General features: G+C 68.2%; 16 protein-coding genes and 1 tRNA gene. 5 read left to right on the plus strand and 12 right to left on the minus strand.

Annotated elements, in window-relative coordinates; translation table 11 throughout:
* Positions 1–32 precede the first annotated feature (32 nt).
* The 3 genes from AB0M36_RS26230 to AB0M36_RS26240 form a co-directional block, all read right to left on the minus strand.
* Complete coding sequence (locus AB0M36_RS26230) at positions 33–275, minus strand: DUF397 domain-containing protein (protein ID WP_364162050.1); 243 nt, start codon at positions 273–275, stop codon at positions 33–35.
* Positions 276–287: 12 nt separating this feature from the next.
* Positions 288–1,157 (minus strand): helix-turn-helix transcriptional regulator, encoded by an 870-nt coding sequence (locus tag AB0M36_RS26235; protein WP_364162053.1) that lies wholly within the window; start codon positions 1,155–1,157, stop codon positions 288–290.
* A gap of 216 nt (positions 1,158–1,373) precedes the next feature.
* Positions 1,374–1,814: a DUF6232 family protein gene (locus AB0M36_RS26240; RefSeq protein WP_364162056.1), complete on the minus strand. Its 441-nt coding sequence runs from the start codon at positions 1,812–1,814 to the stop codon at positions 1,374–1,376.
* 516 nt (positions 1,815–2,330) lie between these two features.
* Here AB0M36_RS26240 and AB0M36_RS26245 point away from each other — a divergent pair.
* Both AB0M36_RS26245 and AB0M36_RS26250 read left to right on the plus strand, forming a co-directional pair.
* Positions 2,331–4,646, plus strand: a complete 2,316-nt coding sequence (locus AB0M36_RS26245; protein WP_364162059.1) for a hypothetical protein — start codon at positions 2,331–2,333, stop codon at positions 4,644–4,646.
* Positions 4,647–5,089: 443 nt separating this feature from the next.
* On the plus strand, positions 5,090–5,962 hold the full coding sequence (locus tag AB0M36_RS26250; RefSeq protein ID WP_364162062.1) for a glutamate ABC transporter substrate-binding protein: 873 nt from the start codon (positions 5,090–5,092) through the stop codon (positions 5,960–5,962).
* Between the two features lie 171 nt (positions 5,963–6,133).
* Here the strand turns inward: AB0M36_RS26250 and AB0M36_RS26255 are convergent, their stop codons facing one another.
* Together AB0M36_RS26255 and AB0M36_RS26260 are read right to left on the minus strand one after the other, a co-directional pair.
* On the minus strand, positions 6,134–6,733 hold the full coding sequence (locus AB0M36_RS26255; protein WP_364162065.1) for a GAP family protein: 600 nt from the start codon (positions 6,731–6,733) through the stop codon (positions 6,134–6,136).
* 75 nt (positions 6,734–6,808) lie between these two features.
* The gene (locus AB0M36_RS26260) at positions 6,809–7,813 is read right to left on the minus strand and encodes an NADP-dependent oxidoreductase (protein WP_364162068.1); all 1,005 of its coding nucleotides are present in this window, start codon (positions 7,811–7,813) and stop codon (positions 6,809–6,811) included.
* A gap of 129 nt (positions 7,814–7,942) precedes the next feature.
* Here AB0M36_RS26260 and AB0M36_RS26265 point away from each other — a divergent pair, with 129 nt between their 5' ends.
* Positions 7,943–8,854, plus strand: coding sequence for a LysR family transcriptional regulator (locus AB0M36_RS26265; RefSeq protein WP_364162071.1), 912 nt, complete (start codon positions 7,943–7,945; stop codon positions 8,852–8,854).
* A 795-nt stretch (positions 8,855–9,649) separates the two neighbouring features.
* Here AB0M36_RS26265 and AB0M36_RS26270 read toward each other — a convergent pair.
* Positions 9,650–9,723 (minus strand) — tRNA-Thr (locus AB0M36_RS26270).
* A gap of 185 nt (positions 9,724–9,908) precedes the next feature.
* On the opposite strand from AB0M36_RS26270, the gene AB0M36_RS26275 reads away from it, so the two are divergent.
* Complete coding sequence (locus AB0M36_RS26275) at positions 9,909–11,600, plus strand: metallophosphoesterase (RefSeq protein WP_364162396.1); 1,692 nt, start codon at positions 9,909–9,911, stop codon at positions 11,598–11,600.
* Between the two features lie 415 nt (positions 11,601–12,015).
* Here AB0M36_RS26275 and ricT read toward each other — a convergent pair whose 3' ends face one another.
* Positions 12,016–12,852 (minus strand): regulatory iron-sulfur-containing complex subunit RicT, encoded by an 837-nt coding sequence (gene ricT, locus AB0M36_RS26280; RefSeq protein WP_364162074.1) that lies wholly within the window; start codon positions 12,850–12,852, stop codon positions 12,016–12,018.
* A 207-nt stretch (positions 12,853–13,059) separates the two neighbouring features.
* Here ricT and AB0M36_RS26285 point away from each other — a divergent pair, with 207 nt between their 5' ends.
* Positions 13,060–15,300: a hypothetical protein gene (locus AB0M36_RS26285; protein ID WP_364162077.1), complete on the plus strand. Its 2,241-nt coding sequence runs from the start codon at positions 13,060–13,062 to the stop codon at positions 15,298–15,300.
* On the opposite strand, the gene AB0M36_RS26290 is transcribed toward AB0M36_RS26285, so the two are convergent.
* The 5 genes from AB0M36_RS26290 to tmk all read right to left on the minus strand — a co-directional run bounded on the left by AB0M36_RS26290 (position 15,297) and on the right by tmk (position 20,243).
* Positions 15,297–15,911: a hypothetical protein gene (locus AB0M36_RS26290; RefSeq protein ID WP_364162080.1), complete on the minus strand. Its 615-nt coding sequence runs from the start codon at positions 15,909–15,911 to the stop codon at positions 15,297–15,299. The genes AB0M36_RS26285 and AB0M36_RS26290 overlap by 4 nt on opposite strands.
* Positions 15,911–16,207, minus strand: a complete 297-nt coding sequence (locus AB0M36_RS26295) for a hypothetical protein (protein WP_364162083.1) — start codon at positions 16,205–16,207, stop codon at positions 15,911–15,913. The genes AB0M36_RS26290 and AB0M36_RS26295 overlap by 1 nt, the downstream gene beginning before the upstream one ends.
* Positions 16,207–16,533, minus strand: coding sequence for a YbaB/EbfC family nucleoid-associated protein (locus tag AB0M36_RS26300; protein ID WP_364162086.1), 327 nt, complete (start codon positions 16,531–16,533; stop codon positions 16,207–16,209). The genes AB0M36_RS26295 and AB0M36_RS26300 overlap by 1 nt, the downstream gene beginning before the upstream one ends.
* A gap of 105 nt (positions 16,534–16,638) precedes the next feature.
* Positions 16,639–17,832: a DNA polymerase III subunit delta' gene (locus tag AB0M36_RS26305; RefSeq protein ID WP_364162089.1), complete on the minus strand. Its 1,194-nt coding sequence runs from the start codon at positions 17,830–17,832 to the stop codon at positions 16,639–16,641.
* Entirely contained in the window at positions 17,829–20,243 is a 2,415-nt protein-coding gene (gene tmk, locus AB0M36_RS26310) for a dTMP kinase (protein WP_364162399.1), read from the minus strand. The genes AB0M36_RS26305 and tmk overlap by 4 nt, the downstream gene beginning before the upstream one ends.
* Between the last annotated feature and the right edge of the window lie 151 nt (positions 20,244–20,394).

Raw genomic sequence — 20,394 nt, forward strand, 5'->3', positions numbered from 1 at the left:
ACACGTCTTCCGTGCGACGAGGTGTGATCCATTCAGAGGTCGAATTCACCCGCCAGCATGCCGTCGCGGAAGGCCACCCACTCTTCTCTCGTGAACGAGAGGGCAGGAAGGTCAGGCCTCTTCGAGTCACGGATCAGATAGTCGTCCTCAACCCGGGCCACTTCCACGCAGGTGCTGTTCGCGCACTTGCTGCTCCTTCGCCACGCGGGCACGCTGACGCCGTTCATCGTTCGCCTCTCACACTGCAGCCTGCCCGCGTGATCCACTATGAGCACGCGGGCTCATAGTTATCGGGGTTCCTGGCGGCGGCCTGTGGCGGCCGATTCCAGGTCTATCCTCTTGCGGATGAAGTCGATTGTGTCTGATTCATCAAGAGCTTCCTGCCACACCCGGTCGTACCGGTTGCGGTGACGCATGGTGGTGGTCTTGGACTCGATCACCTCGTCGGAGAGGCCGTTCTCGTGATACAGCAGCATTCCCTCGTCGTTCGCATCCAGGGAAAGAAGATCGAACGACGCATTGTTGGTCACCGGCGCATCCAACGTGAACGGCACCATGCGAAGCTTGATCGCGCCTTCGTCCGCCAGCCGCTGCAATTCCCGGAGTTGATCCGTGAAGACGGCGGCCCCGCCGATCGGGCGCATCAGCACCGACTCGTCCAGCAGCACGAACAGTTCAACGGTGCCGACCCGGGAAAGTAATGCCTCTCGCCGGCGTTGCCGCGCGTCCAGCACGCCCTGGATCCTGTCCTCGGGCATCTCGCCGACATACAACTGCATCAGGGCTTGGGCATATGCCGGAATTTGCAGAGGTCCGGGAATGAAGTAGATCGAGAAATACCTGATCGCCGTCGCCTCGGCCTCATACTCGATCAATTTCCGATGCGCGTCGCTGAGGACCTCGCGAAACTGCGGCTTCTGATGCCAGGCCTGCCGTTGCCGCGTCCTGGCGATCCGGGCGTCGATGAGCAGCGCGGCCATCACCGACTTGTCCTTCACCTGAAGGAAGTTGAGTAGCGGGCGAAGGTCGTTGGGAGCGATGGTCACGTCGCCGTTCTCGATGCGGATGACCTTGCTCAGCGACCACTCCATCTCGTCCGCAACCTGCTGCTGCGTCAGATTGGCCTGCTCACGCGCCTCGCGCAGCGCCAGACGCACGCGCCTGCGTGCGACGGTAGGCGAGACAACCTCAGCCATGAGTCCTTCAGCGTCGAAGTCGGATAGCGTCCAGCATGCAACATGCAACCTCGCTGCCTGCCAGCAGGCAGTCAGCGAGGTCGCGCGTCAGCCTAACCATGGTCTTATCAGATGGCGCGTCCGGGCGCGCAAGATTCATCGAAACGATATTTGTCACGAGCCGCAAACAGCATGTGATCAGGCCACTGCCAAGCCGCGGACGTCACGAGGGCGCCGAGAGTCCTCCACCGCTCGCCGGAGCGCCCGAGTGACCTGGTTGAATACGCGAGCGTCCACTGCCGAGTAGAGGGTTACCCGCCCCCCGTGCCGGTATGCCTGCACGTACCACGATCGGGTCGCCCGCCGACGCGTCGCCACCAGAGTCGCGGCCAGAGCGCTTCCCAGGGTCGCGGCCACGAAAGCGACAACCACTCCCCCGAGGGTCCAGCCGACGCTCGCAAGAGTGACGACGGCAGCCGCCGCGACCAGGGCCTCGCCTGTGCCCCACCCACCGGGCCGACCCCGTACCAGCTCAATGTCCCGCAATTCCTCGATGACGAAAACTTTGGCGGGATTGGTGCGCCAGACAAAATACTTTTCGGTCACCACTGCATCCGGACCGTGATAGTAGGTGCGCATCCGTACGAACTCCTTCCGCACTGTCGGCAAGGAAGGAACTGGCCGCGCGACCGCGACTGGAGAGAATTCCCGCCTCGCTCCTCACGCCGGAGATCCGGTCGACGCGACAGCCGGTTGCCGCCACCTGCCGCGTCATCCATCCGGAACTCGCCCTGACTGCCTGCGCAAGTCAACCACAGCCACCAGTCCGATCGCCATGGTTCAGTCTGCTATATGGCAGATAGCGCGGAAGCTCTCTAAGTCAGTCCTCCCACGCGGACCCGACGGAGCAGGACGGGTGCAGCTACGAGGTCATCCGGTTGTCGGCCAGGCGTCACCCGACAGGGGGAGGGAGCGCGCCGACCAGTCGGCAGAACGACTAGTCCGGCATCCCACATCAACCTCTCGAGGCTCAGATTCCGGTCAGGCCGGCCGTTGCTTCAGGACCGAAGCCCTCGGCCGGACCCTGGCCGGGAACTGACCCCTGGAGTGGAATTGACTCACCAACCACGACGCCCGCTTCGGAAGGCGCTGCGCGTGCTGCCGGCCGTCCTGGTCGCCGCGGCCTCACCCGCGCTACCCGTCGGCACGGGTCCGGCCACCGCCGCGACCGCGCAGCCGGATGCGCCGTACTCGCTGGACGCGACCGTCAGCCCGGCTCCCTTGACCGACTGCGGCACGGACGTTCTGTGTCGGCTCATGGACCTCCCGTCCGGTGGCGACGACTGGAGCTACCTTCAGAACGAGCTGACCCTTGCCGGCGGCCGGGCACAGGCCGCTGTCGTGGACGCCAGCGGCACCGTGGTCACCCCTGCCGTCCCGGCTACGGTGCTGCTGCGCGAGGGCACGTACTCGGTCACCCTGCCGCTGAAGCTGCCGCCGAACGTCAACCTGCGCGGCGCGAGCATCAAAACGACGGCCATCAAGATCGACGACAGCGCGCCGTGGAGCAACTTCAGCTACAACTTCATGGTCCGGCCCTCGGTGAACATTGACCTGGACAATCCGGACCCCTCGCCGGGCAGTGTCAACGCGGTCTCCGACCTGACCCTCAACGGCCGGTGCATCAAGGGCAAGGGCGCCTACTCCGAGACGGGAAGCAAAGAGCCGACCATCCTGGACACCAAGTCCGGGTGCGAGAGCGACGCCACGACGCAGAACAACGCCGGCGGCGGCCTCAAGGCCGGCCACCGCTGGACCATCCAGCAGGTCCGGTTCACCAACTTCAACTACTTCAGGTTGTGGGTGATCAAGACCCGCGACGTCCACATCATCGACAACCGGTGGGACAACTGGGGTGGCGCCGGCAGCGGCGACGAGGACAACATCGGCGGCGGGAGCGGCAACACCGGCACCGTGATCGAGCACAACCAGTTCGACCAGACGATCCGGGGCAACACCTTCGACTTCACCCACGCCGAGAACGTGACGTTCCGCAACAACAAGGTCGTCGCCAACCGGTACTACGCCGACCTGCGCAAGGTGGCGGGCTACGGCTCCGTCTACCTGGAGTCCGTGGTCGGCGGCACCGTCAGCGACAACGACCTGAAGGGCGCCAACATCGTCCTCGACTCGAACTCCGGATACCTCCACGAGGGCGAGAACCTCGACGTCACCAACACCCGCGACGTCGTGGTCACCCGCAACCGGATCCGCGACACGTTCAACACCGCGGTGACCGCCAACTACGACGACTACACCAACGGTCCCGCGCACACCCGCTACCCCGGTGGCAACAACACGATCACCGACAACGTGATCACGAACACCGCCAAGAGCGCGATCCTGATCAACGGTTCGAACACCGCGGACAAGAACGCCCCGGACACCATCACCGGCAACCTGATCACCAACGTCGGCCTGGACACCAGCTCCACCTCGTACTCCGGCTACGACCACGTCGGCATCGCGATCGGCATCGGCAACGGCGACAAGGTGCACCACAACACGATCGTCGACGACCAGGAATGGCCCACCACCTGGTACGGCATGCAGATCGGTTCGAGCGGCAGCGACAAGATCGCGGTCACCAACATCCAGCTGACCGACGCCAACGGCGAGGGCTGGAACGTCACCAGTCGGACGCTCGGCGGACAGCGCAAGTACGGCGCCTTCGCGGCCCTCGCGCCGACCAACCTGACCGCCCCCAACGGCGCGTTCACCTGGTCTGAGTCGGTGCCCCAGGACCCGTCGAAGTACAGCCCGATCGCCGGCTACCGGGTCTACCGCAACGGTGTCGAGGTGGCCTCCTACCCGGTCGGCAGCCCCGTCATCCCGGGCAACCTGCTCACCGCCGCGCAGTCCGGCTTCGAGTCCGGCGTCGCCGGATGGACCCTCTCCGGCGGAACCGTCGCGCCCAAGACCGGCGACGCCGCGATCGGCAACGGTTCGATGCTCGTCACCACCGGCGCCACCGCCCGCACGGTCACGGCCAACGGCCCGGCGGTCCCCGTCACGGCCGGCGCCACCTACACCTCGGTGGCCTCGTACAAGGCGGTCACCAGCGGCGGCCGGATGGTCCGCGCCGGCATCACCTGGCGCGACGCCACCAACAAGGCGCTCGGGCAGGTGGCGGTGCCCACGAACAAGTACACGTTCGCCTCGACCGGCAACTGGGTCACCTCGTCGTACGCCTTCGTGGCTCCGACCGGTGCGGTGAAGGCCGAGCCGTTCCTCGTGATCGACAACTCGTTCGCCAACCAGCAGCACCTCATCGACCGGGTCGGCATCGTCGCCGGCACCAACACCGAGGGCTGGACCGACGGCGCGTGGGCCCCGGGCAACCGCTACCAGGTGGTCGCCTACCGGGCCAGCGACAGCCAGGCTTCCATGGCTGCGACCGTCATCGGCTGACAGTGACACTCTGAGCGGGGCATCGGCTACCCCCTCGCAGGACGGCCCTGAACGGCGGAAACGCTGGTCAGGGCCGTTTCTGAACACCTGATTCGCAGCGACGGCCTGGGTTTGACCCGCCTGATGAGGAGTGGGCGGGGTGGCGGCGCTCGCCCGCAATGCGGCAATGTGATCCCTGATCGCGCCAAGCAGCCGGCGGGATTCAGAACTACATAGATAAACTCGAGGCCCAGATCCGCGTTTTACCTGCTCAGGGCCGCGCGTCCGAGGATTTTCAGGCGGAATCGACCCGAGGACCCACGCCCGGCCTGGGGCCGGGTCCAAGAGCATCCACCGTTTGGCCGAGGACGCGTCGGGGACGTGGTCTTTACAGTTCTCTCGACGAAATCGACTAACCCGAGCAAATTTCATCGGATCGCCGTATCAGCACTAGGAGCATGACGATGCGCAAGACCCGAGCCATCGCGGCGGCTGGGGCGCTGGCCCTGGCGCTGGCCGCGTCCGCGTGCGGCGGGGACGATGCCGATTCCACCGGCGAGAGCAAGAGCTTCGCAGCCGGCTCGACCATGCAGAAGCTCAAAGACGCGGGAAAGCTCCGCGTCGGCACCAAGTTCGACCAGCCCGGCTTCGGCCTCGAGCAACTCCGCGGCAAGCCGGACGGCTTCGACGTCGAGATCGCGAAAATCATCGCGGCTCAGCTCGACATCCCGGAAGACGAGATCGAGTACACCGAGACGCCGTCGTCCATCCGCGAGCAGGTGCTCCAGCAGGACAAGGTCGACATCGTGGTCGCGACGTACACGATCACCGACAAGCGCAAGCAGGTCGTCGACTTCGCCGGGCCCTACTACATCGCCGGCCAGACCCTCATGGTGAAGGTCGACAACACCGACATCACCGGTCCGGAATCCTTCGAGGACGGCACGAAGAAGGTCTGCTCCGTGATCAACTCGACGCCGGCGATCAACATCGAGAAGTACCTCAAGAACAAGACGAAGCAGCTGGTGCTCTTCGACACCTACCAGAAGTGCGTAACCGCACTGAAGAGCGGCCGGGTCGACGCCGTCACCAGCGACAACGTCATCCTCACCGGCTTCATCGCGACCAGCGAGGGCGAATTCGCGCTGGCCGGCACCGCCTTCACCGACGAGCCGTACGGCATCGGCGTGAAGAAGGGCGACAAGGCCTTCCGGAACTTCATCAACGACACCCTCGAGGCATCGTTCGAGGACGGCTCTTACGCGAGGGCATGGAAGGTCTCCGCCGGAGAATACGACCCGAGCGTCCCGAGGATCCCCACGGTCGACCGGTACTGACCCGGACGCCGGCTTGATTTGAGCGGCGATCCGATCCGCACGGCAAACTGAGGCCCTGACCAGCGACTGCTGGCCAGGGCCTCTGCTTGAGCCGCCCGACCCATGGCAGGGGTTTCGGCGGTAAACGAGGGGCACCGTCGGCCATTGGCGTGCGACGTCCGCGCGGGCAGGTCACGGGTTGTTCACGCGTGACTCTGCGAACTGTTGGAACCAGGACGTGTTCGTGATCAGGAGGAAGCCAGCGATTGCCAGCACCCAGGCGGTGTTCTCCTGAGCCCCGTCCCGCAGCCACCGGTCCGTGCGGCGCAGTGCCGGCTGCACCAGGTGCGCCGAGACCACCCGCAGCACCGTGGCGAGCAGGGCCGGCGCCAGCATGGTCAGGCAGTACAGCGCGAGCAGACCCGCGCGGACAGCCACCGGCTTCCCGCCGATGGCCTCAATGGCCGACAGGTACGGGAACATCGTGGCGATCTCCAGGAGTACGGCGAACAAGGCGACAGCGACGACACCGCCCGCGGTGGCTTCGGGTCCGACCGCGGAATCCCGCCATCGGGTCAGGCGGCCCTCGTTGCGAGCCGAGGCCTTTCTGCGCAGCGGGCCATACCAGGCGCCTGTGAGGATGAGGATGACCCCGGCTCCGGCGAGCGCGACGTCGCCGGCCGGAGAGGAGATCGCCAACTCGACGGTGCTGCGGATCGCCCTTTCCTCCAGGCGTTCTCTCGTCGGAAGGTACGCGTCCCTCGAAGGCGGCGCGTACGGCGTTGACGACATGTGATCCGGGCAGGTACTCGCCGGTTGATGACCGGCGCGAGCTTCTCCTCGTTCCGGGTGGCGATGGTCTCGCATTCACACTTGGGCGACGCGGACGAGCATCTTGCCCGTGTTGTCGCCCCGGAGCATGGCGATGAACGCCTCGACGGTGTGCTCGATCCCGTCCACGATGGTCTCGTCCACCCGGACCTGCCCACTACGGACGTGAGGGAGCAGGAACTGTTCGAACTCCGGCTGGACGTCCGTGTACTCGCGGACGAGAAAGCCCTCGATGCGCAGACTCTTACCGACCACGTCGAAGAGGTTGTGCGGGGCCGGTGGCGGCGCGTCGAGACTGTCGTACTGTGCGACCGCGCCACTCCAGGCGACCCTGCCGTGAGCCCGCAAGGCGCCGATCGCCGCGGCGAGGTGGTCGCCGCCGACGTTGTCGAAGTACACGTCGATGCCCTTGGGGACGGCTTCTGCCAGGAGATCCGCGATCGGACCGCGGGACCGGTCGATGGCGATGTCGAAACCGAGCCGGTGGGTGAGGTGCTCAGCCTTGGCCGCGGAGCCGGTGCTGCCGATGAGGGTGCCAGCTCCGAGCAGTCGAGCGATCTGCCCGACAGCGCTGCCCACCGCGCCGGCCGCAGCCGACACGAACAGATCTTCGCCAGGCTGGAGATGAGCGATCCGGGTGAGGCCGATGTACGCGGTCAACCCGGTGCCACCCAGAATGCCGAGGAAGGCGCTGAGCGGAACCCCGTCCGGCACGTTCAGCAGCCGGCCCTCCCCGGCAGCGAGCAATGCATGGGTACGCCAACCGTGTCGGTGGAAGACTAGAGCGCCGACCGGCAGCGTCGGCTCGTACGACTTGATGACCCGGCCGATGGTGCGGCCCTCCAGCCCGGCGCCCATGTCCCATCCGCCGGCGTCCATCAGCTCCCGCATGTACGGGTCGACGGATAGGTAGATGTTCTCGACCAGCGCCTGCCCTGCGACGGGGCGAGGCATCGGTAGGGAAGTGAGGGAAAAGTCCGCCGGGCGCGGTGTGCCATGCGGGCGGCGTACCTGGCGGATGACGGTGTAGCTGCGTTGCATGACGATCTCCCTCGGGTCATGAAAGGTGATCGGAACGCTATGCGGGACGGCCAGCTTCGGGCAGGGTCGCGCGTCGATGGGACCGCCCCTATCTATGAATGTGGTTCATGGCCCTCGTAGGGTGGCGGGATGCCGAGTGCCGACCTGACCCCGCCGGAGTTGCGGCTACTGCTCGCGGTCGATCAGGCGGGCACCTTCACCGCCGCCGCCCGCCGGCTGGGTCTTACCCAGTCCGCGGTCTCGTACGCCGTGACCACCTGCGAGCGCAAGCTCGGTGTCGTCCTGTTCGAACGAGGCCGCGCGGGTGCGCGCCCCACCCCGGCGGGCCGGCGTGTCTTAGTGCACGCCGGACATATTCTTCGCCAGCTGGAGCAGATGCGGGCCGACGCTCAGGGCGCCGCTACCGGCACGACCGGCGGGCCACTGGCGATCGCGGCGTTCCGCAGCGTCGCCCTGCACCTACTGCCTGCCGCGCTGGAACGGCTCACCGCCCGGCATCCCGGCCTGAGCCCGCATGTCATGATCGTGCCCGAGTTGGGCGCCGGGACGGCCGGGGAGGTCGCCGAGGGCCGCGCCGACCTCGCGATCGCCACCCTCGGCGACGACGCCGACCCTCCGCCCGGGCTGCTCGCCGACACCCTGCTCATCGAGCCCTATCTACTGGTCTACCCGGCCGGCCATCCGTCGTCGCGGAATCTGCCACTGATCGACTGGCCCGAGAACTGCTCGTCGTACACCCGTGAGTGGTGGTCGCGTCAGGACTGGCTGCCGCCCGCCACCCTGCAGGTCGCCGACGACGGGGTGGTGCTGTCCATGGTGGCCCAGGGTCTGGGTATGGCAATCCTGCCGCGTCTGACCCTGACGGCACCGCCGGCCGGCGTCACGGCCGTACCGTTGGGCGAACGGCCACCGACCCGTCGTATCGTGCACGTCACCACCGCGGCGACCCGTCAATCCCTGGCCGTCCGCGACCTCGTCCGCGAGCTCCGGAAGGTGGCGGCGCCCCTCGGCGTCCCAAGGCCGGTGTCCCTGACGGAATGAAGTGACCAGTGCAGGCTGGTGACCCAGCAGCGCCAGCCCCAACACTCCTCGAACACCGCGACCTGGGTTTCCTATCGATTGTCTGAATCTGCCGGTTCTTGGATGCGATCAGCGGCAACCCGCTGTACTGCCTCCTCCACCTCATCACGTTCCGTGGCTTGTGCCGGGGCGAGGCATGCGGGTTGCGATGGGAGACGTCGACCTTGACGCCCGCACGATCACCATGGCAACGCAACTTGTCGAGTACGAGGGCGGAGTCCACGAGAGCGAGCCCAAGAGCGATGCGGGTAGCCGATCCGTCGCGCTCGACGCGGAGTCCGTTACGGCGTTTCGGTGGCACCGCACTCGACAGCTCATGGCCCAGCTTGACGCGAACGACGCATGGATCGACACCGGTCGCGTCCTCACCCGCGTGGACGGCTCATGGGTAGCGCCCGGGTGGCTTTCCGACCACTTCGAGCGCCTAGTTCGACGACGGGACTACCACCGATCCGGCTACACAACTTGCGGCACGGGCCGCGACCCCGGCCCACGCAGCAGGCGCGGACATGAAGGTGATTCAGAATATGTTGGGACCATTTGTCGCAGTCGCTCACGGCAGACACCTACACCAGCGTCCTGCCGGAGGCAGCCCGCGCAGCAGCAGAAGCGGCAGCCCAACTCGTACCTAGGCAGACCGCCAGAGGGTTGGCGGGCTCACTTCGGGCTCACAAGGGCCCAGTCAACCCTGCCCATAACGAGAACCAGGCGCCCGCACAGAGTGCGAAACGCCTGGTCACTGCCACTATCCAGTTGAGCCGCCTGACGGAATCGAACCGTCGACCTACGCATTACGAGTGCGTCGCTCTAGCCGACTGAGCTAAGGCGGCAACGATCAGTCAGTGTACGGTATGCCGACCGCCCCTCCTGCGAGGGGTCTTCCTAGACGCGCCGGAAACCGGCCGATCCTGTCACACCGCGGGACTAATCTTCCTGCGTGACCACAGAGCCTGCCCCGCGCCCCCGGCGCCGGTCCGCCGAGGCCGAGCCCTCGACCGCGCGTCGTCCGGTCAGCATGGATCCCCAGCAGCTCGGCTTCACGCCACAGCGGCCGGTGGGGTGGCTGGCGCCGTTGCTGCTGCTCAACACCGGGCTGCGCACGCTGATGGCGATTCTCTTCGGCGCCTACCTCGACAAGCGGGAGCTGCAGAACGCTCTGCCCGGCGAGTCGTTCGAGCAGCCCGGCACCTATGGCGAGCTCTGGCTGGACTACGTGTCGGACCTCGGCGACGGTTTCGACGCGACGTACTCGGTGGCGTACCTGCTGGCGCAGCCGGGTCTCGACGTCGGCGGCCGGACGCTGCCGCGCGGCCACATGCTGGTGATGGGTGGCGACCAGGTCTATCCGCTCGCCAACGGCGACGGATATGAGAATCGAATGAAGGGCCCCTACCGCGCCGCGCTTCCCGAGCCTCCGGCCACCGGTCCGCGACCTGCGCTTTTCGCCCTACCCGGCAACCATGATTGGTACGACGGGTTGACCGCTTTCCTGCGTCTCTTCGCCCGCCGCAAGGATGGCAACATCGGGGGGTGGCGCACCCAGCAGCGCCGGTCGTATTTTGCCGTGGAGTTGCCCGCGGACTGGTGGCTGTTCGCGATCGACGAGCAGTTCGGGGCGTACATCGACGATCCCCAGCTGGTCTACTTCGAGAAGGCGGCCGTCGGGCTCGGGCCCGAGGACCGGATCATTCTGATGACGCCGTCGCCGACGTGGGTCAAGTCCGCGAAGAAGCCCGGAGCGTACGACTCCGTCGACTACTTCATCCGGACGATTCTGGCCCCGACCGGGGCGCAGGTGCGGGTGCTCGTCTCCGGCGACCTGCACCACTACGCCCGCTATTCCGGCGAAGACCGCGAGCTCATCACCTGCGGGGGCGGCGGGGCGTACCTGCTGGGGACGCACCACTTGCCGGAGAAGCTGACCGTGCCGCCCAAGGACACGCTGACCCGCAATGCGAGCCGCAGCAGGGACTACGACCTGACGACCCGGTTCCCGAGTGCCGGCGAATCGCGTCGGATGGCGTGGGGAGCCTTCCGCAAGATCCCCGCCCGCAACCCGGGTTTCGCGACCATGCTGGGCATCATCCAGACCCTGACCATGCTCGCGATGGCGGGCGCCGCCGGCCAGGCCGGGATCTTCCAGCGCCTGTTCAGCATCCCGTTGATCTTCATGATGGTGTTGATTCTGCTCGGCGCCGTGCTCTTCGCCCAGCCGCCCGACGCCAATCAGGACAAACACGCCCGGCACTGGATCCTGGGCCTGCTGCACGGATTCGCCCAGATCGCCCTCGCTGCCGGGGGAAGCTGGCTGTGGGTGCGCCTGCCATTCCACGACTGGTCCTGGCCGGGCCCGCTCGTGGTCGCGGCCATCCTGTACGGGCCGGTGATCGCATTCCTGGCCACCCAGCTCCTGGCGTTGTACCTGTTGATCGCCAGCCTCTTCGACGTAAACGTCAACGAGCTGTTCGCGGGACAGGGCATCGAGGACTCGAAGTCCTTCCTGAGAATGCACATCGCCGCCGACGGCACGCTCACCATCCACCCGCTGGGCGTCGACAAGATCTGCCACAAGTGGAAGCCGAACCCCGATGGCGCACCGGACACGTCCTGGTTCCACCCGGCCGAGACCCTGCGGGTCCACGCGATCGAACCACCGATCGTGGTGGACGCACCTGCGCCGAGTGGACCAACGACGGAAGCCCGCTAGCGAGAGGCGACACCCGAGCGACGCGATGACGGCGATCAACCGACCCTGTACGGCGGGTGCGCGGGTGCGCCAGTGCGCAGATGCGCCGGTTCGCGGTTCGCGGTGCGCAGGTGCGCCAGTGCGCGGGGGCGCGAGTGCGCGGGTGCGCGAGTGCGCGAGTGCGCGAGTGCGCCGGTTAGCGGTTCGCAGGTGCGCCAGTGCGCGGGTGCTCGTGCGTCTCGGCGAACTTGCGGGCATGGACAGCGCGCCACCCAATCACTTCACGTTTCGCGCTGAAAGGTGGCGGCGGATGAGTCGCACCGGCGGCGCGTACCGCAGCGTCTCGACCCCTTCGCCGTGAACCTGCGCGTACACGGACTGGCCATGATCGAGGCGGTCCGTGCATGGGCTTGCCGCTGAGCGATCGGCGGATCTGTCAGTTGTACTGCTCGTCGTGTGCCTGGCGCGGCCCACAGACCGATGCCCTGCTGCAGGAGCATCGCGATCCGTCGGCGTCCAGGCGCACCACGACAGCGTCCTTGGGGACGCTGTGGCCGACCACTCGGCCGTCGCCGTCCGGGGTCGTGACTCGCGTGCCGACGGCCGGCGCTGAGGACTGAAACTTTTGATACAGCGGATGCTCGTACTTGAGACAGCACATCAGCCGCCCGCACGCGCCAGAGATGCGTAGGGGGTTGAGGGGGAGGTCCTGGTCCTTTGCCATGCGGATCGTGACCGGCTCGAAGTCGGTCAGGAAGGTCGCGCAGCAGAGGTCTCGGCCGCAGGAGCCGATGCCGCCCTGGACGCGGGCCGAGTCACGGGCCGAGAGCTGACGCAGCTCGACGCGGCAGTGCAGGGTCGCGCCGAGGTCGCGGACCAGGGAGCGGAAGTCGACGCGGTGCGGGGCCGTGAAGTAGATCGTCGTACGGTTTCCACCCGTCCCGCCCTGCTCGAAGACGTGGTCCACCGCGACCACCTTCATCGGCAGCTCATGGGCTTTGATCAGTTTCTTGGCCGCGACCTTCGCCTCGGCCTTTCGTTTCCTCAGAAGGTCGTCCCGACGCAGGTCGTGCTCGTCGGCCAGACCAGCGACCTTGGGGAAACCCTCGGTGTCCTCACTGACCCATTGCGCTGCCCAGACGCACTCCGCCACCTCGGGACCGTCATCGGTCGGGACCAGCACACGGTCGCCGACCTGCGGCGAGAACTCGCCAGGGTCGAGGTAGTAGAGGCGCCCGTATCGGGTGAAGCTGACCGCGCACAGCATGCCCATGCACCCACCCTACGGCGACGGACCGGGCGTGCGAAACGGCACAGAACTACATAGATCTGCGCAACCCTCCCGCATCGAACCTCGTTGGGCAGTCCCGTAGAGCCGCTCGCCGCGGCAATCCTTGGGGGAGGACTTTTGATGCGCGCTATATCCGTACCGGATGATCTTGCGGAGCCTGTTCGGCCTGCCCGTTTCGCGCGACCTTGGATGACCGAAACGCCCGTCATCGTCACGTTTACCCGAGGGTGGCAGCTCGGCAAATTGGCCGCCGCGGAACGCTCAGCCGCTGGCGGTGAGAACTCGGCGGCGGGCGGTCACTGCCCAGCTGCCGGCAGTCAGCACCCAGCCATTGGCAGTCAGCACTCGGCCGCTGGCGGTCAGCACTCGACCGCTGGCGGTCAGCACTCGACCGCTGGTGGTCAGCACTCGACCGCTGGTGGTCAGCACTCGACCGCTGGTGGTCAGCGCTCGGCCGCTGGCGGCGAGGCGTTCGCCGACAACGACCAACTAGCCCTCGGCAAGGCGGCGATCACCGCAAAGCTGCTGATCATCGGCGGGCAAACGACCACCGCCAGAGAGGCAATCGCCGGCACGCAAGCGGTCAGTAGCGCGGAAACGACCACTGATGCGGAAATGGTCGCCAGGACGCAGGCCACCACCGGGACGCGAGCGGTCGCGCGAACAGTCGCCGGAAGGCGAGACGGCGCACGCACGGTCGCAGGCACCCGAGACAGCGCACGCACAGTCGCAGGCACCCGAGACAGCACACGCACAGTCGCAGGCACCCGAGACAGCACACGCACAGTCGCAGGCACCCGAGTCGACATACCCACGGTCGCGGAGACGCGAGCAGTCGCCGGCACGCGGGCGGTCGGCAAGGAAAGAGTCGGCGGGGAAGCGCCGGCCAGCGACGGTCTCGCCCGCTCGGCACCGAGCGGCGACAAACCAGAAGGCCGCGCACACGAGATCTTGAGTGAGCGCTCTCGCGGCAAGTCAGGCGCAGGACGGCGACGGAGTCTTGTCGCGGGCGGTATGGCTGGCATTGTCGGGTTGCTGTTTGTGCCGCTGCCCGCGGGTGCCGCGCCGGCTCCCTGTGAGCAGGCGCAACGGTATTCGGCGCAGTCCGGCAGCCAGATTCTGCGGCTCGCCCACCTCGCCGTCGGGTCGAAGCGGGCTGGCGGCCAGGGGATGCGGGTCGGCGAGGCCAAGTCGGCGATGGTCGCCCAGGCGCAGATCAGTTCCGCGGCGGTCGCACGCATGACTGACGTCGAGGGTGGCGGTGCGCCCAAGGGACTGTCCGACATCTTGCATCAGCAGGCCCCGCCAACCAACAAGAAGGCTGACCGGCGAGCAACGAAGGCCGCTGACGTCGGGCCGATCAACCTAGGCGACGGATCGCTCACCACGCATGCGCAGTGGGACGCTGGCATGGCCTGCGGTGCAGCGGACGGGGACGTCACCCGGGCCGCGGCGCGGCTGGGGGGTGCCGGGATTCTCGCCGAGGGTGGTGCGGGGCTTGTTCGCGTACCCGGAAAGGTGGAGAGCGAGAGCACGACAAAGCTGGAGGGGCGCGGCGCGGCGGCGACCACCGTGGCCGCGGCCGGTTTGCGGGGCGGAGACCTTGAGCTGCTGGACGGTGCGGTGCGCGTGAGGATCGTCAAGGCGCCTTCGCTGTGGGCAAGAATGTCCATCAAGGATGGTGGAGAGGTCCGGTACATCCCGGCGCGGATTGAGGTGTCGGGGCGAGGTTTCCAGACCGAGCGGCTCGACACGGCCGGAGACTCCATCGAGATCAACGTTGAAGACGGCAAGAGCGACAGCAAGAGCGACAGCAAGGACGACAGCAAGAACGACAGCAAGAACGACAGCAAGAACGACAGCAAGAGTGAGGGCGAGGATGCCCGGGACGGTGACGCAGGTGGTCAGAAGGCGGACGATCCCGGGATCACCGGGCTGATCGGCAAGCTGCCGGTCGTCGGTCAGGTGCTGGGTTCCGGTGGATCGCTGCCCTTGCCAGACGTGCCGGGCGTGCCCGAGGTGCCCCAGCCGGACCAGGAAATCACACCCACCCCGGAGCCGGGAACCAAGGTGCGGATCTCTCTCGGCGACGTCCGGCAGGCCGCCCGCGGGCGCGCCATCGCGGCCAGAGCGACCGCGCTATCGGTGACGGTCACGCACGGTTCATCCCAGGGTCGCACCAAGGCAGGGTACGGCGACAGCGTCGCGCTCGCCTTCGACATGGGCGTGATGGAGGCCGCCGCGGTGGCACCCGAATCGGTAGCCGGCGGGGTGTCGGACGCGGGCGCCGCGGGTGGGGCGGGTTTACCGATCACGGGACCTCGAGTGGACGTGATCGCGCTGAGCGGTGTGGCTCTGCTGATCGCCGGTACGGCCGCTCTCGTCTTCGGCTCGCGTGGCCGGTCAGGCTCGCGCGGCAGGTCACGCTAGCGGGCCATGGCGAGCGGCTCGGCCAGCGTCGATGAGGCATGCAGCAGATCGGCGCCGCGGTCGTAGGCGTCAGCGACGGTTCGCAGGACGGTTTCCGCCACCTCGGCCGCGGCCGCGAGCTCGCTGGGGGCCGGAATGTCTCCGTTGTTCGCGGACAGGGCAATTGCTTCCGTGGAGCCCAGAGTCTCGGCCAGGGTCAGTGCCAGCGACTCTCGGCTTGATTGCATCCAGGTGGTGAGCGCGTCGATCAGGTCGGCCGAGGCGTGAAGGCGATCGTCCAAACTGTCCACACCGCCGGATAGGTGGGTGGCCGTTCGCCTGCGGGCCTCGTCGTATGCCTCGGCCGCCGAGCCCGACCATTCCTCCGGCGCGGGCAGCGACGCCGCCAGGGTCGCGTAGGTGCGGGCTTCCGCCCGCAACTGCGGGGCCGCGTCGCCCAGGTCGTCCGGGCGCAGTGCGGCGACCGCGTGCGCGGCGTCTCCGGGAAGCAGCCGTACGCGCCGGAGCTGCCGCCACACCTCATGGTCGGGAGGCGCCCCGCCAGCGAGCAGCGCGTCGACGCGGCGCAGGAGGGGGCCTGCGGTGGCGAGGAGCTGTTCGAGCCGGTCCATCAGGTCCTCCGTCGGATGCGGCGGGCCGTCTCGTCGTCGGTCTCGCCGTAGGTCTTCTCCGTCGCGCGGATGTCGGCCGCGATGTCGAGCAGGCGCCTCGCTGTGTCCGCGGCCTCCCGGGAGCGGGCGCTGAGCACCGCACGCCAGTGGTCGTGCAGCTGCTGTCCGAGGCGACCCGGCATGCCGGCGTCGTCCGCGCCGAAGGCTCCCGGGGACACCGCGTGGTGGGGCAGCGATCGTTCCACAGTGGTGAGTGCGTCTGCGGTGGCCTCGAGGCTCTCCGCGAGCTGCTTCATCATCGCTCCCCCACGGTCCGGAAGGCGCCGAAGATCTCGTCGTGCAGTTTCTCCCGCGCCCAGCGGGCCGCTTCCTTGGCGTTGGTGACCACCGCTTGCACCTCTCGTGCCAGCTCTGTCGCGTTCGTCTGCCGCAGGTCGCCCCTGATCCGGACGTCGGCGATGTCGCCCGCCGCCGTGACCAGGACCTCCACCGTGTCGTCCGGGGAGTGGACCGTCACGACGTGCGCCGCGACGGCCTTGTCGAACTCCGCCCGAAGCACGTCGAGGCGGCGGTATCGCTCTATCGCCTCGTCGATCCACGTCTCGTCGATCTCGCGCGGCATCCGTCGGCTCCTTACGGGGCGTGGCGCCTTGGTGGCGTTACGGCACCGAAGGTACCGGTCCGGCGACCACGACGCATCCCCTGTGGAGTCCGCTGTGGATAACCCCTAGCCGCGCCAGAGGCTGAGCATCATCGCCTCCACCGCGATCTTCGGTTTGACGTTCTGTTCGATGGCGTCGCGGCAGGCGAGAATCGCCTCGAGGCGTCGCAGCGTGCTCTCGGGCGTCCACTTTCCCGCCGCTGCCGCCGACTGTGCGGCCGTGTCTGTGTGAACCACGCCGACCGGCGCTCGCAGGTTGGTGATGAGGACGTCGCGGTAGAAGCCGGCCAGATCGACCAGGGCCCGGTCGAGGGCGTCCCGCTGGGAGCGGGTGAAGCGGGACTTCTGGCGCTTTTCGAGGTCCTTGATCTGCCCCGCGGCCCCGCGCATCGCGCCCGCCGCTCCTCGGCCGGTGCCTCCGGCGCCGAGGGCCTGTTCGAGGGCGGCGCGCTCGGCGCTGTCGGCCTCCGCGTAGGCCGCCGCCGCTTCGGCCTCCGCCGCCTGGATCAGCGCCGACGCCGCGTCGAAGCAGGCGCCGACGCCGGTCAGCCTGCGCGGCACGGTGAGGACCGCCTCCCGGCGGTCGCGGGCGTCGGGGTCTGTGGCGAGCCGTCGGGCGCGACCCACGTCACCTTGGGCGGCCGCCGCGACCCAGGCCGCGACGTCGGGGGCGATGCCGTGCCGGCGTACCAAAGCTTCCGCGACGGCCTCGGCCGACGGCTGCCGCAACGGTACGACGCGACAGCGCGACCGGATCGTCACCGAGATGTCGTCGGGGTGGGTGGACGGGGTACAGAGCAGGAACACCGTCCTAGGCGGCGGCTCCTCGATCGCCTTGAGCAGCGCGTTGCCGGCCGCCTCGGTGAGCCGGTCGGCGTCCTCGATCACGACGGCCTGCCAGCGTCCGCCGGACGGGGCGCTGCCGGCGCGCAGGACCAGCGCCCGCATCTCGTTGACGCCGATCGACAGGCCCTCGGGCACGACGAACCGGATGTCGGCGTGGGTGCCGCCGAGTGCGGTGTGGCAGCCGTGGCACTCTCCGCACCCGATGCCGCCGCGTTCGCATTGCAGAGCGGCCGCAAGGGCGCGGGCGGCGACGGAGCGGCCGGAGCCCGGCGGGCCGGTGAAGATCCAGGCGTGGGTCATCGCGCCGACGGATCCGGCGGTGTCGCCGGCGACGATCCGGGCGGCGGCCGCGGCGGCGCGGCTCAGCGTCTCGACGGCCTCGTCCTGCCCGACCAGGTCGGCGAACACACTCATGGCGTCGATTCTCGCTCGCCGGTCGGCGGTCGCCCACCCGGCTCATCCTCGGCTCGCGGCACCACCTGGGTCGCGTCCGAGGACGACACGACCTGGGTCACGTCCGGCGGCGACACGATCTGAGTCACATCCGACGCCGTCACCACCTGAGTGACGTCGGGCGAGGGAGGCGGGGACGCGGACGTCGGCGTTCCGGCGGGCAGGATGACGGCGGTCTCGTCGGGGCCGCGCACAGACCGCACGACCACCGTCTCGTCCGGGCCCGGCTTCGCACCGACCCGCACAACCATGGTCTCCTCGGGATCCGTCCCGCTCGACACCACCATCGTCGACGACGAGTCACCCCCGGTGGACACCACCATCGTCCGGGACGGATCGGACTCCGGTCCGGCGTCGTCGGCGCCGACGCCCATCAGGGTCCTGCATCGTGCGGCCACCGCCTCGGCGATCTCGTCGGCCGGTCGCGCCGCGTCCAGGACCAGGTAGCGTTTCGGATCCGCCGAGGCGAGGTCGAGGAACGCATACCGCACGCGCTCGTGGAAGGCGCGCGACTCGCTCTCCAGCCGGTCGGTGCCCTGGCCTCGGCTGTCCACCCGGCTCAGCCCGACACCCGGGTCGACGTCGAGCAGGACGACCAGGTCGGGCTTGAGACCGCCGGTCGCCCACGACGACAACCAGGAGATCTCCTGGACCGGAAGCGTACGGCCGGCGCCCTGGTAGGCCAGCGACGAGTCGACATACCGGTCGCTGATCACCACCGCGCCCCGTTCCAGCGCCGGGCGGACGACTGTGGCCACGTGGTGCGCCCGGTCCGCGGCGTAGAGCAGGGCCTCCGCACGGGGGGACGGGGTGTCGGCAACCTCGCCGTGGGAGAGGACCAGGCTGCGGATCCGCGACCCCATGGCGGTCGCGCCGGGCTCGCGGGTGACCACCACGTCGTGCCCGGCCGCGAGCAGTTCCTCGGACAGGCGGGTGACCTGGGTGGATTTGCCGGCGCCTTCGCCGCCTTCGAAGACCACGAAGATTCCCGTACGGGTGAACGGCTCGGCCGGTGAGAGCGGACGTCCCCGGATCGCGCCGAGCAGGTCGGCGAGGACCGGCACGCCGCGCTTGTCGTCCATCTGCCGGAAGGCGCTGACTCCGGTCCAGATGCCGATGATGCCGGCGACGAGCAGCAGCACGCGGGTCGACGAGATATCGAAGTCGAGGTCGCCGAGCTGGACCTTGCGGGAGCTGCCGAGGCCGACCAAGACGCCGGCGAGGGAGATGGCGAGCAGCAGCACGAGCCGCGCGCCGATCTGGACGACGGCGAACACCCGCCCGCGCATCTGGTCGTCGACCTCGCCGCCGAGCAGGGTGATACCGGCGAGGAAGGCCATCCCCGCCCCGGCGCCGACGAACAGCGCCCCGAACAGCGCCATGGACAGGTGGAAGGCGACCGAGAGGAAGGCGACCGCGCCGCTGGCCAGCACCAGGCTGATGCCGAACCAGCGGCGCCTGGACAGCTCCCGGACGATGGTCGGGCCCAGCCCGACGCCGACCGCGAGGCCGATGAACAGGGTGGCGAACAGCAGGTAGAAGGCCGCGTCGCCGGCGCCGAGCGAGGCGGTGAAGAAGCGGGCCGTGCCGACGACGATGCCGGCGCCGGCGAATGCGCCGAACATGCCGAGCACCAGGCCACGGACGAACGGGGTGTTGCCGATGTATCGCCAGCCCTCGACGAACTGCCGGAACATGCTTTGTTCGGCGTTCTTCTGCTGGCGCTCCTGCCGGCCGGCGCTGATCTCCTTGATGCCGAAGAACACCACCGCGGCGGTGGCGGCCCGGGAGAGCGCGCTGATGTAGAGGCCGATCTGGACCGGCGACGCCCAGGGTGGCAGGCCGCCGACGGAGCCGCGGAACCCGTCGAGGCTGGCGAGGACCAGGGCGGCGAGGATCGGGGTGACGCCGTACGTGGTGATCAGCGTGAGCTGGTTGGAGGCCTCGAGTCGCCCCTTGGGGATGAGGTTGGGCACCGCCGCTTCCTTGGCGGGGATCCACATCAGGGTGATCGTCTCGCCGAGGAAGGTCGCGATGACCGCCCAGGTCACGATGAAGCCGCCGGAGTCGCTGACCAGGGCCACGACGGGGATCGACCCGTACACGAGAAAGCGCAGGAGGTCGCAGATGACCATGGTGTAGCGCCGGTCGAACCGGTCGGCCAGCAGGCCCGCGATGGGACCCAGGATCAGGGCCGGGACGAGCCGGATGGCGATCGTGCTGCTGAACGCGCTTCCCTGCGCGACGCTGCCGGTGACCTGCTGCGAGGCGAAGAGGGCGGTGGCGAGGATGCCGATCCAGTCGCCGAACGTGGCGGCGCTGAGGACGAGCCAGAGCCGCCGGAACGGGCGGATCTGCAGCACGGAACGCATCGCCGCGATCCCGGAGAGGTCCACGGGGCCGGCGTCCTTGCGTGCCGTGCTGGCTTCGGTGTCGATGGCCCTTAACCTCCCGGTAGTCACTGCCCGAAGCACTCTAACGGGCGGACCCCGATGACCGTGCGCGCTCGTCCGGGTGGCGAAT

Origin of the sequence: Actinoplanes sp. NPDC051346, from assembly GCF_040682215.1 — a bacterium.
Lineage (GTDB): Bacteria > Actinomycetota > Actinomycetes > Mycobacteriales > Micromonosporaceae > Actinoplanes.